This window comes from uncultured Gimesia sp. (assembly GCF_937919775.1).
Lineage (GTDB): Bacteria > Planctomycetota > Planctomycetia > Planctomycetales > Planctomycetaceae > Gimesia.
The window spans coordinates 1-12406 of record NZ_CALFPF010000600.1 but is presented as its reverse complement, the minus strand read 5'-3'; the positions used below and the strand labels follow the sequence as shown (position 1 = coordinate 12406).

The 12406-nt window shown below is 52.1% G+C and carries 12 protein-coding genes; 5 read left to right on the top strand and 7 right to left on the bottom strand.

Annotation, left to right across the window (positions count from 1 at the left end):
* The first annotated feature begins 95 nt into the window (after positions 1–95).
* The 3 genes from Q0294_RS17360 to Q0294_RS17350 all read left to right on the top strand — a co-directional run bounded on the left by Q0294_RS17360 (position 96) and on the right by Q0294_RS17350 (position 3506).
* Positions 96–305 (top strand): hypothetical protein, encoded by a 210-nt coding sequence (locus Q0294_RS17360; RefSeq protein WP_299467982.1) that lies wholly within the window; start codon positions 96–98, stop codon positions 303–305.
* Between the two features lie 140 nt (positions 306–445).
* A complete protein-coding gene (locus Q0294_RS17355; protein ID WP_299467979.1) occupies positions 446–1492 on the top strand; it encodes a 3-oxoacyl-ACP synthase III in 1047 nt (348 codons plus the stop codon).
* A 370-nt stretch (positions 1493–1862) separates the two neighbouring features.
* Positions 1863–3506, top strand: coding sequence for an alginate export family protein (locus Q0294_RS17350; protein ID WP_299467977.1), 1644 nt, complete (start codon positions 1863–1865; stop codon positions 3504–3506).
* A 520-nt stretch (positions 3507–4026) separates the two neighbouring features.
* Here Q0294_RS17350 and Q0294_RS17345 read toward each other — a convergent pair.
* Positions 4027–4431: a hypothetical protein gene (locus Q0294_RS17345; RefSeq protein ID WP_299467975.1), complete on the bottom strand. Its 405-nt coding sequence runs from the start codon at positions 4429–4431 to the stop codon at positions 4027–4029.
* A 28-nt stretch (positions 4432–4459) separates the two neighbouring features.
* Positions 4460–5350 carry a prolyl oligopeptidase family serine peptidase gene (locus tag Q0294_RS17340; RefSeq protein ID WP_299467973.1) on the bottom strand — a complete coding sequence of 297 codons (891 nt, stop codon included), beginning with the start codon at positions 5348–5350 and terminating at the stop codon, positions 4460–4462.
* Positions 5351–5590: 240 nt separating this feature from the next.
* Between Q0294_RS17340 and Q0294_RS17335 the strand changes: the two genes are divergently transcribed.
* Positions 5591–6970, top strand: a complete 1380-nt coding sequence (locus Q0294_RS17335) for a DUF1501 domain-containing protein (protein ID WP_299467971.1) — start codon at positions 5591–5593, stop codon at positions 6968–6970.
* 195 nt (positions 6971–7165) lie between these two features.
* Here the strand turns inward: Q0294_RS17335 and Q0294_RS17330 are convergent, their stop codons facing one another.
* The 5 genes from Q0294_RS17330 to Q0294_RS17310 form a co-directional block, all read right to left on the bottom strand.
* The gene (locus Q0294_RS17330; RefSeq protein ID WP_299467969.1) at positions 7166–7396 is read right to left on the bottom strand and encodes a hypothetical protein; all 231 of its coding nucleotides are present in this window, start codon (positions 7394–7396) and stop codon (positions 7166–7168) included.
* Positions 7393–8985 (bottom strand): sodium/solute symporter, encoded by a 1593-nt coding sequence (locus Q0294_RS17325; protein WP_299467967.1) that lies wholly within the window; start codon positions 8983–8985, stop codon positions 7393–7395. Before Q0294_RS17325 ends, Q0294_RS17330 begins: the two co-directional genes overlap by 4 nt.
* A 134-nt stretch (positions 8986–9119) precedes the next feature.
* Positions 9120–9899: an SGNH/GDSL hydrolase family protein gene (locus Q0294_RS17320; RefSeq protein ID WP_299467965.1), complete on the bottom strand. Its 780-nt coding sequence runs from the start codon at positions 9897–9899 to the stop codon at positions 9120–9122.
* Between the two features lie 131 nt (positions 9900–10030).
* Positions 10031–10516: a DinB family protein gene (locus Q0294_RS17315; protein ID WP_299467964.1), complete on the bottom strand. Its 486-nt coding sequence runs from the start codon at positions 10514–10516 to the stop codon at positions 10031–10033.
* Positions 10517–10879: 363 nt separating this feature from the next.
* The gene (locus Q0294_RS17310) at positions 10880–11296 is read right to left on the bottom strand and encodes a response regulator (protein WP_299467963.1); all 417 of its coding nucleotides are present in this window, start codon (positions 11294–11296) and stop codon (positions 10880–10882) included.
* Between the two features lie 419 nt (positions 11297–11715).
* On the opposite strand from Q0294_RS17310, the gene Q0294_RS17305 reads away from it, so the two are divergent.
* Positions 11716–11934 (top strand): hypothetical protein, encoded by a 219-nt coding sequence (locus tag Q0294_RS17305; protein WP_299467962.1) that lies wholly within the window; start codon positions 11716–11718, stop codon positions 11932–11934.
* Positions 11935–12406 lie beyond the last annotated feature (472 nt).

Sequence of the window (12406 nt, the reverse complement as noted above, 5' to 3'; positions counted from 1 at the left end):
GGTTGGTGATTGACTAATATTATGTCAGTAACAGCAGCAGGAGGTTGTTGTGGACTGAATTCTCCGGATCACCTCGAGAGAGTTTTTGTTTACCTATGAGTGATATAGCAACAATAAATATTACGGAAAAACAACTGGACCTCCTGTTGTCAGGCTTGCGTTATGTACGCAGTGCGGAAAAATTGCGAGTCGAAGAACCGACTCCCGAGTATGTTCGGACTCGCACTGAGAAGCTGGATGAGATTTCAACTCTGGTTGACGCTCTGAATTCTTCTCCCCGCAAACAAAGTGCTGCTCAGGTCTGATATTTTTCAGCGCTTAGGTTGAGTTTACTTCCCAGATTCAATTCAATAGAGCGATCTATCTGCGCGCAGGCAATCTGTTGTTTGTGCGCCGTGTCTGTTTCGTTCGATTTGTCTGCTGGAATGGGAATTCTGAACCGCTTATGCGTTATGAGCATGTCTGCATCGAAGCCGTTAGTTGTATTCTGCCCCCCCATGTCGTCACTTCCGATGAGATGGAAGCCCGGCTCGCGCCCGTTTATGAACGGTTAGGCCTGCCTGCAGGCCGACTCGAATTGATGACGGGCATCCGCGAACGGCGTTTCTTCGATCCGGGCACTCTGCCAGGGACCATCAGTGCATTAACGGTGAATCGCCTGCTCGATCAGGCTCAATTCGACCGAAAATACATCGGTGCTTTATTTCACGGATCGGTCTGTCGTGATCAGTTGGAGCCGGCGACCGCCAGCGGAGTGCACCATGCAGCAGGCCTGCCGCATCAGGCTCTGGTGCTCGATATCAGTAATGCCTGCCTGGGTTTACTGAACGGGATGGTCTTTCTGGCGAATATGATCGAGATGGGTCAGATTCGCGCCGGTGTGGTGGTGGGCACGGAAGTCGGCCGCGATCTGGTCGAAGGCACAATCGAGGATCTGCTCAATGATCCCACCTTAACCCGCAAATCCATCAAAAACGATTTCGCCTCACTCACGATTGGCAGTGGTTCTGCCGCGATTCTGCTCTGCGATCGCAGTCTGAGCCGCACCGGTCACCGTTTACTGGGGGGAAATTTTCAGACCGACACCTCCCATCACGAACTTTGCGCCGGCGGCGTGGAAGCGCAAAAACACGGCGATCATCGCCCGCGAATGCAGACCGACTCCGAATCGTTACTGGTGGCAGGAGTCAATCTGGCGATTCCGACCTGGGAGGCGACAAAAAAAACGCTGGGCTGGAACAATGCAGACGTCGATCGCGTTTTCACGCATCAGGTCGGCAAAGCGCACCGGAAACTTCTGCTCGATCAACTGGGCCTTAATCCCGAGTTAGATTACCCGACCGTTGAAACGCTCGGTAATACCGGCGCCGCCGCGTTACCGATGGCCTGGGCTCTGGGAATCGAAAATCAGATCCTGAAGGAACATGATCGCGTCGCCTTATTGGGCATCGGCAGCGGGCTCAATTCTCTCATGCTGGGTGTCCAGTGGTAAGCAGCCCGCTCCCGCAGCATATTTTTTGCGGTTTGCAAATTCCTCACGCATATTTTCTCTATTCTCACTTGGCGGACTTTTGCGAATTGGTGGTTTAGGTGGAGTTTGCTGCGTGGGTAGTTGGTTCGGATTTTGTGCGAATTAGCCCTGTATCATTTCTAAGTTCTATTTATTACTGCAAATCCAATCGAACGATATGATCGGCTTGAGTGTTACGATCCGATTCAGTGCAAAGGAGATCAGTCTATCCAGGAGGATCTTTTGCGGGAGAATCAGGACGAGCGCCAGTCTGAAATTCTCGGATAGTCATTTGCACGATTGAGGGAATCAGCGGTTCCTCATCCAGACACGTATCAGCAAGGAATGCCAAATGCGTCTTCGCGTCATTTTATCTCTGGGTCTTTTTACTTCGTCAATGACAGCGGCGAATGTGAGTGCGGAAACAGATCTGGCGACCATCCCTCCTGCTCCAGCTGCTCAGGCTGACGATGATCGGACCGGTTCGAAACTCATAGCAGTCAATGAAGTCTTCCAGCCCGCTCCAGGACAATCAACCGAACAGCCGATGGTGGACCAAGTCCCGGGGATTGTAGGAGAAGAATCCGAAGACGCGATTATTTTTGATGATCCCACACCTGCAAAACCGGCTCCCGATCCTTACAAAGGACTCTTTTTTGATAATACGTTTGGCGCGTATCTGAGTAATCCCAACAGCCCCTGGTTGTTAGGCGAGCGCTTTAAGATGATGCCTCTGGGCGAGGAAGACTCTCCTTATACGCTTTCTGTCGGCGGCGAATTACGCCATCGTTATATGCACGAACAAAACCGGCTCCGACCGGGCGGGCCGATCAATACCGACTATAATCTCTGGCGCTGGCGTCAATACTTTGACTTGCAGATCAGTGATGTGGCACGCGTCTATTTCGAAATGCTGGACGGGTCGATTTTTGATAATGATCTGCCTCCCACGCCGATCGACATCAATCGCTGGAATGTTCAAAATGCATTCGTGGATGTCAAGCTGCATGAGTGGGACGGCGCTCCCGGCTGGTTCCGTTATGGTCGACAGGAACTGCTCTACGGGGCACAGCGTCTGATTTCTCCTCTGGACTGGTCGAACACGCGCCGCAACTTTGAAGGCTTCAAATATTTTCACCATACCGACTCGGTACACATCGATGCTTTTGTGACAAACCCGGTGAATGCAGCCGCAGGAAACGTTCCTTTGAGCCGATACGATAACGGAAGGGATAAACCGGACACCTCAGTCACTTTCAGCGGCCTTTACATGACGTTTCTGTCGGAAGGGCCTGAAGTGCTGGACCTGTATTATCTCTGGCTGCGCGATGAAACCAACACACCCAATCGCCCCGATGGTTCGCGTCATACCATTGGCAGCCGCTACAAAACCACAAAAGAAATTCAGGACGATGGCTGCAAAGTAACGCGCATCTGGGACTTCGAAACAGAAGGTGCCTACCAGTTCGGAAATGACGACGGCAAGCGGGTCTCCGCCGGTTTCTTTACCTCGGTCCTCGGGCACACTTGGACCGATGTGCCCTGGTCACCGCGCTTGAGCGGACTGTTCTATTACGGTTCCGGTAACCAGGACCCGACCGGCAGTACGAACAATACGTTCAACACGCTTTATCCACTGGGTCACGCCTACTGGGGGATCATCGACAACCTGACCGGTCAGAACCTGTATGACTGGAGTCTGCAGTTGAATGCGAAACCGGCCAAAAAAGTCAGTCTGGTCAGCGCGTTCCACTGGTTTGAAAAAGCCACCACGAACGACTATCTCTACAACGTGGCTGGCGTCGAAACGGGAACGCTGGGGGGGAGCCGCGACATCGGACAGGAACTCGACCTGATCGGCATCTACACTTTCAATCCGAACTTTAATATTCAGGCCGGTTATTCCTGGTTCTGGTACGGCGATTTTGTCGGCACAAACATCCCGCCCCGCAACACGGCAACTCAGTTCTACGTGCAGACGACATTACGATTCTAATATGCGACGAGATGAAAGTCTCACTTTCCACAGGACGGTTGCCTGATAACCGTCCTGTTTTGTTATGGGCAGAGCTTCACTACTTCAACTGCCCGTCGATCCAGTCAGCCACATTGTGCGGCGGATGCCATCTGTCGGTTCGACCGATAGTGCGTGAGTGACAATCCTACCTCAGAAAAGCAAATCGTAGGGGTCGGTCTATGTGCCGACCCGCCTGGAGAGATACAACATGATAGTACCGTGTAAATGGAACACATAAAATCATTCGAAGGATTAACACAGAACCAACTCGAACCCAGCGTTCGGACACAGAGGTTACACTTTCTGTTCTCCGAAGCAGGGGTAAGCCCGAATGTAATTCGGGCCGAGCGCAGCGAGCAGGAAACTGACGGTGTCACCAATCGAACAAGAAGAACCGTGGAAACACATCTCGTTTCGATCTGCCAAGTCATCTGAATCGAATGAACTGTCCGTTTCCTGTTGTTGTCAACAACACCGAATTGCATTCGGGGCTACCCGCTCAATATTCCGGTACGGAAATATCAGCCCGAAAAATGATCTTATCTGACTTCTGAACTTTCACAAACATAAATGGAACACCTTCTTCTTCCACTTCCTTATACGGTCGTGGAAAGCCACACAGTTGGAACAGGTAGGTAATGGATTTGGGACGATCAATGATTTGCTGTGCTGCGTTGAGCAACCCTTGATAGTCAGTGGCTTTGGCACCCGTCAGCGAGCCGTCCAGAAGGTGATCGTATAATTGGCGCGTTTTAGCAGGCAGGGCATCAACGTCGATCTGATCCTTGTACGAGTCACGTGTTGCAAGTGTGGGTTGAATTTCATACGGTTGATCACAGCCTGTAATTGTAGTAACGGCAACCAGCAAGATAATCATTCCCATGTTTAGTGATTGTAGTCGCAAGTGTTCATTCCCGGTGCTACTCTCTTCCCTACTTCAACTGCCCGTCGATCCAGTCGGCCATTTTTCCGACTTCTTCATGAATCGTCGGCCAGGGGTGACCGCCCCCTTCTTTAACGATTAATGTGACGGGGACATTCGCTTTTTCCAGCGCTGCGACCATCGTGCGCGACTGCTGCAGAGGAACCATGAAATCCGCCGTTCCATGAATGAACAGGAAGGCGGGCAGTCCGGGTTTGACAAGTCGCGCGGGAGAAAAGGCGGTCCGCAGTTCATCCAGTTTTTTCTCGTCGGTGGTTTCAGCACCTTTGGGGGTGATCAGCTGTCGAATGGAGCTGGCCAGAGGATCGTCGCCGCGAATATCGATTTTGAATCCGCCGTAGTTCATCAGATCGGTGGGCGGGAAAAAGACGGCGACCGCTTTCACGCGGGTTTTGGACTGGGGATCATCGGCCGTCACCGCCGCCATGCACGCCAGATGACCGCCGGCCGAAGCACCCAGTAACGCCAGCCGGTCTCCGTCGATCTGATATTCTTTGGCATGTTCCTTCACCCAGAGAATGCCCCGGTTGACATTTTCCAGCATCTCGAGGCCGCTGAATTTCGCAATCGAACCGGGACGGATGGCGAACACCGTGTAACCGCGGCTGCAGAAAATATCGAACATGCGGGCCTCTTTGTGGTCCCGGATTTTTCCCCGGTCCGAGTGATACGCGCCCGACGCCACATCCACGATGGCGAGGCCATTGGGTTTCCCGCGTGGCGTAAAAATATCCACCAGCAGCCCCACGCCATGCACCACGTTTTGTTGCTGGTGGTAGGGAAGTTCTGTGGGTTTTTCTGCTGTAACCGGTTTCAAGGTAAGAGTTAATGAAAACAAAACAGCCAATAAGCTGCAGCGGGAAACAGGGAAATGGAACATGAAAGCTAACCTGATTCAGGACTTAACTGATGGAAAAAGGAAGAGAACCGGAATTCGTTAAATAAAATGCGAAGCCTGCGTGTATCTTAACGAAGGAACGGCGGAAACCGAAACAAATTCGGTATAAGGTTCAGACGATTACCGTATCTGAGCAAAGATTCTTACCAGAAAAGACTCGCAATCGTTTCAAAAAAACATCTAAAATGAAGTCGAAGCCACATTTTTCAGAGGACGTCAGTCATGGGTCGCTTACGCAGGAATCAAAATCGGGAAATTTCGCGCCGTGAAGTTTCGCGCCGTGATTTCCTGCAGCTCTCGGCCTGGGGTGCCCTCGGAACCGGGATGTCCGGCTGGTTGCGACGTCTGGCTGCAGAGACCGCCGCCGATCCGCGGCGAAAGCGTGCGTGTATTCTGCTGTGGATGTCGGGCGGTCCCAGTCAAAACGATACGTTCGACTTAAAGCCCGATCATGAAAACGGCGGCCCGTTCAAGCCGATCGAAACCGATGTCGCCGGCATTCAGATTTCGGAGCATCTGCCGAAACTGGCGACCGTGATGAAACACCTGGTTCCCATTCGTTCGATGAGTACCAAAGAAGGAGACCACACCCGCGCGACGTATTTACTGCGCACCGGTTATCTGCCTTCCGGCCCGCTCAATTATCCGACGCTGGGATCGTTCCTCAGTAAAGAACTGGGAACCGAGCATTCGGAGCTGCCCAACTTTGTCAGCATTGCCCCCAATAGTACACTGAGCCCGAATGCCTATGGTCCCGGATTTCTGGGTCCGCAGTATGCACCGCTGGTCGTCGGCGAAGGAGCTGGCTTTGTACAAAACAACGAGCAAAATCTGGACACAGCGCTGAAAGTCAAAAACCTGACGCTGCCTCAAGGCATCACCCGCAAACAGGCAGACAGCCGGCTGTCGATCCTCAACGATCTGGAACACGACTTTAACGCCACCCATCCCGGCATTCCCACGAACAGCCACCGCACTGCGTATGAAGCCGCCGTGCGGATGATGCGATCCAAAGCCATCGAAGCCTTTCAACTTGATCAAGAGCCGGACACGCTGCGCGATGCGTATGGTCGCAATCGATTCGGACAAGGTTGCTTACTCGCGCGGCGGCTGATCGAGCAGGGGGTGCCTTTTGTGGAAGTCTCTTTGAACGGCGTTCAAGGTTCGAACGCGTTTGGCTGGGACACGCATCAGCAGAATTTCGAAGCGGTCAAAAGTCTGAGTGAAGTCCTTGATCCTGCCTGGGGAACGTTGATGACCGATCTCGAACAGCGTGGTATTTTGGATTCTACACTGATTGTCTGGATGGGAGAGTTCGGCCGCACGCCGAAAATCAACCAGAATACGGGCCGCGATCATTTCCCTGCCGCCTGGACCACAGTGCTGGGCGGAGGCGGCATTCGCGGCGGACAGGTGATTGGCAAAACCAGCGACGACGGCATGAAAGTCACCGATCAGCCGGTCGCCGTTCCCGATCTGATGGCGACGATCTGCAAAGCGCTGGGCGTTGATTCCGAGAAACAGAACATGTCCAACATCGGCCGACCGATTCCCCTCGCCGACCACGGCGCGAAATCTATTGCGCAGATTTTGAAGAGCTAAGGCAACGTTCTTAAATGTTTAATGTAGGGGCGAACCCATGTGTTCGCCCGCGGAATCGATGTGGTTTGCAGGGCAGACATTCGGGTGTTTCAAATGGTTCCCTCCGTCATGCAAAACAGAATCGAATACCCCCAGGCGGGTCGACACATGGATCGACCCCTACGCCGCTCTGGATTACTCATCAGTGCTGAATCGTCAGAAAATGCTGTAAATCACAATCTGAATTGCCAGCGCGAGGCAGGCCCAGATTTTCAGATTCTGATACCAGTGGGTCGCGTTTTCCGGCGTGGTGTTTTCTCGCGGCAGCCGTAACACCCAGATGAAGACGGCGATCAGCGTTCCCAGAAACAAGGCGCGTACACACCACAGCGGAATCGGAACCACCAGCGCGCGAATGAAATTGCCGATGTGATGCAGGGGCGTCATGCGGGCGTCCTTTTGGGTTGAAGGCTGAAGACCAGGCCCTCGGTTTTCTCAGCGGGTTCTGGTTTGGTGAGAAAACTGATGATGACAATCAAGGAGAAGGAAACCACAAACGCCCAGATCGAAAAATACAGAAACGGTTCGGAAATCTGGAACAAAGGATCCATTCCCAACACGGTATAAACGGGCTCCTGATTCAGCGTGAACAACGCGATCGAAAAACAGACGCCCACGATGAATCCGATAAAGGCGGCGATACCCGTCGCCCGTTTCCAGAGCAGCCCCGTGAGTAAAATCGCAAACGCGGGCCCCTGGAAAAACGCCATCAGGGTCTGGAAGATCGTATAAATGCCTTCGCTGCGCGTCATCAGGAAAAACGAGAAACCAATGGCCCAGAGCACGAGCAGAAAGGTCACCGTGCGACCAATCTTCAGCAGCGATTCATCACTGGCGTCTCTGCGATAAAAGCGTTTGTAAAAGTCATGCGTCACAATGGTCGAAGCCGAGTTCAGATAAGAGTCGATGCTGGACATCAACGCCGCCAGGAACGCGGCTAAAAAGAGTCCCTTCAGCCCCGCAGGCAGCAGATGCGAAATCAGTTCGGGAAACGCCTGATCTCCGTCGGTCAGTTCCGGGAATTTCACAAACGCAATCAAGCCGGGCACGGCGACGACGACGGGAATCAGATTCTTGAGCAACGCCCCCCAGACATAGGCGGCTTTGGCGTCGAACTCACTTCTTGCTCCCAGCGAGCGCTGCACGATGGCCTGATTGCCAATCCAATACGCAGGGCTCAGAATCAAAGCCAGTCCGAAGAAGATGCCCGTCCAGGGAAACGGCGTGTCGGCGTCGGCCGGTAAAATGAGCGCGGTATGCGATACCTGCGTGTCTGCCTGCCCTGATTCCTGGTTCTGAGCGAGTTCTTTTTCTCTCTGCACCTGTTCCTGTTTTTCGATGGCGGCGTGAAACTGTTCAATGCCTCCCAGGTCAATGATGCCCAGCACGAGTACCAGCAGACAGCCGCCAATCATGATCACACATTGAATCATGTCGGTATAAACGACGGCGGCGAGACCTCCCGAAATCGTGTAGATGCCCACCAGAAACGCGGTCAGATAAATACAGGCATCAACGCTCATCCCCAGATGCACGTGCATCATTTTCGCAGACGCCAGCAGCATGATGCCCAGGTTGCACGCCATAAACACGATCCAGCAGACCGCGAGTGCCGACCGGACGGCGACGTTAAAACGGCGTTCCATGTATTCGGGAATCGTGGTGACCCCGCTTCGCCAGAAAAAGGGGATGAAGACAAACGCGGCAATAATCATCGCCGGTACGCAGCCGATCCATTCGAAATTCGCGACTGCCAGTCCATGCTGATGGGCGGCCCCGCCGGTCCCCACGATGTCAACAGCGCCGATGTCGGTTGCCACCAGCGACATGCCGATCGCCCACCAGGGGAGTTTGCGTCCCGCCAGAAAGTAATCGGCTCCCGTTTTGATTTTGGAGCCGATGTAGAGACCCAGCCCCAGTGTTCCGATCAGATATGCGGCGATGACGGCAAAATCGAGGAACGACAATGACTGCATGAGGAATGAACCCTGAATGACATTCGAAATCAGATGGAGTGAGCGACCCGCGGATGTGATTCCTACGATACAGCGAACCCGTGAAAAAATCGACCATCAGCGCAGGAAATCAGCAGAGACAGCACTGCAGGCGTTCATTTGTCCTGCTTCGACAGGACCTGTTTGATCTGCGGGATCAACAGATCGGCGACCATCCGCTGGCCGGCCGTGTTGGGATGCATCCCATCCAATAAGAGATCGCGGGTCGACTGTTTTTTCCCTTTCGCGTGGTTTTCAAAGGCAGTATAAACATCGACGAGTGGCAGCTTTTCTTCTTTCGCGATCTTCCGCACCGTTTCGGCATACGACTTCAGAAACAGATTGAACCCGTCAGGGTCTTCCGGATCGTAAGGGGGCTTGCCGTACGTTTGTTTGAGATTGGCGGTCCAGCACATGGAATTCGGCGTCATCAGGATCACCGCGATCTGCTTGTCTTGAAGCTGTTTGATGAGCGCACGCAGATTGGCGGCATATTGTTCCTGCGAGACACGCGATGTCGTCGCCGGCGGTTTCCTCCAGACATCGACGGCGGAATCATTGATGCCAAACTGAATGATGACCAACTGCGGCTGATGCTCTAACACATCTTTTTCAAAACGGGCCACCGCATTTTTGGTCGTGTTACCGCCAATACCGGCGTTGATCACTTTGACGGGAATCCCTGCCTCGGGTAATTCTTTCTCCAGAATCATCGAATACACCACCAGCGGTCCGCGCGTCGCCGTCGTGGAATCGCCGAACGTCACAATTGTAAATGGCTCCGCGGAATCTTTTTCCGTCGGCTCCTTTTCCGCTGCCGAAAGAAACGAAGGACAGAGCAGACAGCCCGCCATCAGTGAAAAACAGAGCAAGTAAGACGCAGCACGAAGAATCATAAAACCAGCCTGTGTGTGAGGAAGAACGAAAGAAGCGCGATGGAAAGTCGGTAGATCTATTCAGAATAAACAAAGCGGACTGTGGTTTCAATTGTTTTCCCCGGGAACCGGAATCAAAGCAAACCGGCATCCTAGAAAATATGCCCCAGACCGCGGTCGCGCCGACAGCCGGAGAGCTGAGACAGGTGAAAGGCGAAGTGATTCGTCAACAGCAGTGAAACCGCATGGCCCACGGTCTGAATGGGGGAGCCATCAAACAGCGCGATGCCGTGTGGCCCTGCCACATCTTCCGGTTTGGCCTCAGCCGCCATTGACCGCAGGGTTTCGTAAGCCTGATTCAGGTCCGTAATCAACGCATCTCGTGTTAAAGAGGCGTGGGGTTTCACTTCGTCACTCGAACCGGGACCAAACAGGGGCACCCATCTGGGATGCGTCAGACTGCCCCCCAGAAACGTCTGCCCCATTTCACCGACGATCGCCAGGTGACCGAGAATCCAGACGGGAGGATGTCCGTGCCCGTTGCCCCGCGTGAACAGAGAATCCTCAGGCAGATCCGCCATGACGGCTGCGAACTGTTTTAACTGCAACTGGTTAATCGCGATTTCGTTTTCAAACATGTTGTGTTTATCTCCGGTTCATTTTCTTCGACAGCGGATTGTTTTGTAAGAATAAAGTAGTCGCGTGGAATAAGACAGTCAACAATGGGTAAAGGAAGGTTGGGTCTAATGAACGAAAAATCCTCACAGGCAGAAAACAATTCCATACTGGAATGTGAGTACAAGCTGGGTTCACACCGTGGCCGGCATGATTACACAATGAACGTGCAGAGCGCGTATTGAACCTACAGTAGACCGGCGAGGTGGTTCCCCTGATAGCGACGAATTCCTTTTCCCTGCTGATTCCTAAAACCGATGGGGAGTCAACGGTGGGCAGAGGAAACGTTGCGCTGTGGTTTGATTCGACGGCTGGTGCCGTACCGCTTATGTCCTGGTACGATTTTGTGAATCATTCAGAATTGCCGTGATCACAGTCTCCCAAAGAGTGGGAACCGAATATGGTTTTTCCAGAATGGCGAATGCTCCTTCGGAGCGCGCACAGCATGTCGTTTCTGAATCCAGAGATCCTGAAACAAGAATGGCGGGCAGTCTGTAACCGGCAGACTTCATATTTTTCAGTAATTCCAGACCGTTGTACCCGTTCATCTGGTAATCAGTGAGAACACAGCCACAGGAATTTATTCCGGTGCTGCGTAAGAAGTCCTCAGCTGATGCAAACGCTTCCACATGCAGTCCGCAGCTCTTAATCAGTGTGACATAAGAATCCCTGACAGATTCGTTATCCTCAACGATATAAACGCTCGGCTTATAGTACTCTGGTAGTTTTTGCAGTCGATTCATTAGAAAGATTTCTCACTTTAGAGACATTCTAACCTTTAATACTAATTTTATAGTATTGGCAAATCCTGTAAACTGACACTTTGGTCCGATTTATGTGTACGTCTGGGTAAAACACTGTTTATTAATATCGATATTCCATTTAATGTAGTTTGTACTGATGTGTATAATAGCCTATCTGCATAGTGCTGTTTTGCAGTGGGATTTGAGCGAATCTCGTTTCTGGTTTTTGCGAAATTTCTCTGACCGTTTCCTGCTCACTGTGTTCGGGACTGCCCTCTTCTACAGAGAGAATTAAGAGTAGATCCGCGGTATCAATTCAGATCCCGGAGACCGGACTTGTTTTTAAGTGGTGAGTTTTAAAAGAAGGAAGGCCTGAATGGTACTGCCCCTTTTTCATTCAAACACTCATGAGTACCTTAATGAACCACAGCACTTCAGACAAAACTTCCACCGCTGATAACAACCCTGATCAGCAAAAAAAATGGTCGGTCTGGCGGCAGGGGGATGATGGGAATCGCTTTCTGATCGAAGCGGGGCTCTCGGAAGCAGTCGCGAAACAGAAGGTCGCGGAATTCGAATCGCATGGGCACAAACAACTCTACTGGGCAACGCAGTCGCGTTTAGAACATACACCATAAAAAAAGGGCTGGAAGCCCAAGCTTCCAGCCCTTATAAGTACGTAGTACTCCTGTTTATGTAACATTTACAATCTGGTCACAAAATCCGCAGCCGACTACTCAGACGCGAGCGCCTGTCTTGGGTTCATCAGTCGCGGCATGCTTCCAGTTTCATTGTCATACACGGATACTTCGGCAACGAAGATGCAGGAACTTGAACGGTCGAAATAAAAACTTTTTCAGAAATAGCGTGCCGAAAAATTAACCGTCAGGATTTTACTGAATGTTAAAATTGGTTCATTCGAACCGCTGACGTTTGAACAAACTTCGATACGAATCGCTTTCGTCTGGAGCAAATCATCACGTTCTGGAAGCGGGTTACAGTTCCGGAATCGGATCATCGGCATTGATATCCACTTCTTCCCAGTTCGCTTTCCCGTTTTCGTAACGCAGAATGCGATGTTTACTGCCGGGAGCGGGTTTTTCGTTAATG

Excerpts from the sequence above, each read along its gene's own strand:
- Q0294_RS17360 (WP_299467982.1), top strand. The coding sequence starts at position 96 with ATGAGTGATATAGCAACAATAAATATTACGGAAAAACAACTGGACCTC.
- Q0294_RS17355 (WP_299467979.1), top strand. The coding sequence starts at position 446 with ATGCGTTATGAGCATGTCTGCATCGAAGCCGTTAGTTGTATTCTGCCC.
- Q0294_RS17350 (WP_299467977.1), top strand. The coding sequence starts at position 1,863 with ATGCGTCTTCGCGTCATTTTATCTCTGGGTCTTTTTACTTCGTCAATG.
- Q0294_RS17340 (WP_299467973.1), bottom strand. The coding sequence starts at position 5,350 with ATGTTCCATTTCCCTGTTTCCCGCTGCAGCTTATTGGCTGTTTTGTTT.
- Q0294_RS17335 (WP_299467971.1), top strand. The coding sequence starts at position 5,591 with ATGGGTCGCTTACGCAGGAATCAAAATCGGGAAATTTCGCGCCGTGAA.
- Q0294_RS17330 (WP_299467969.1), bottom strand. The coding sequence starts at position 7,396 with ATGACGCCCCTGCATCACATCGGCAATTTCATTCGCGCGCTGGTGGTT.
- Q0294_RS17325 (WP_299467967.1), bottom strand. The coding sequence starts at position 8,985 with ATGCAGTCATTGTCGTTCCTCGATTTTGCCGTCATCGCCGCATATCTG.
- Q0294_RS17320 (WP_299467965.1), bottom strand. The coding sequence starts at position 9,899 with ATGATTCTTCGTGCTGCGTCTTACTTGCTCTGTTTTTCACTGATGGCG.
- Q0294_RS17315 (WP_299467964.1), bottom strand. The coding sequence starts at position 10,516 with ATGTTTGAAAACGAAATCGCGATTAACCAGTTGCAGTTAAAACAGTTC.
- Q0294_RS17310 (WP_299467963.1), bottom strand. The coding sequence starts at position 11,296 with ATGAATCGACTGCAAAAACTACCAGAGTACTATAAGCCGAGCGTTTAT.
- Q0294_RS17305 (WP_299467962.1), top strand. The coding sequence starts at position 11,716 with ATGAACCACAGCACTTCAGACAAAACTTCCACCGCTGATAACAACCCT.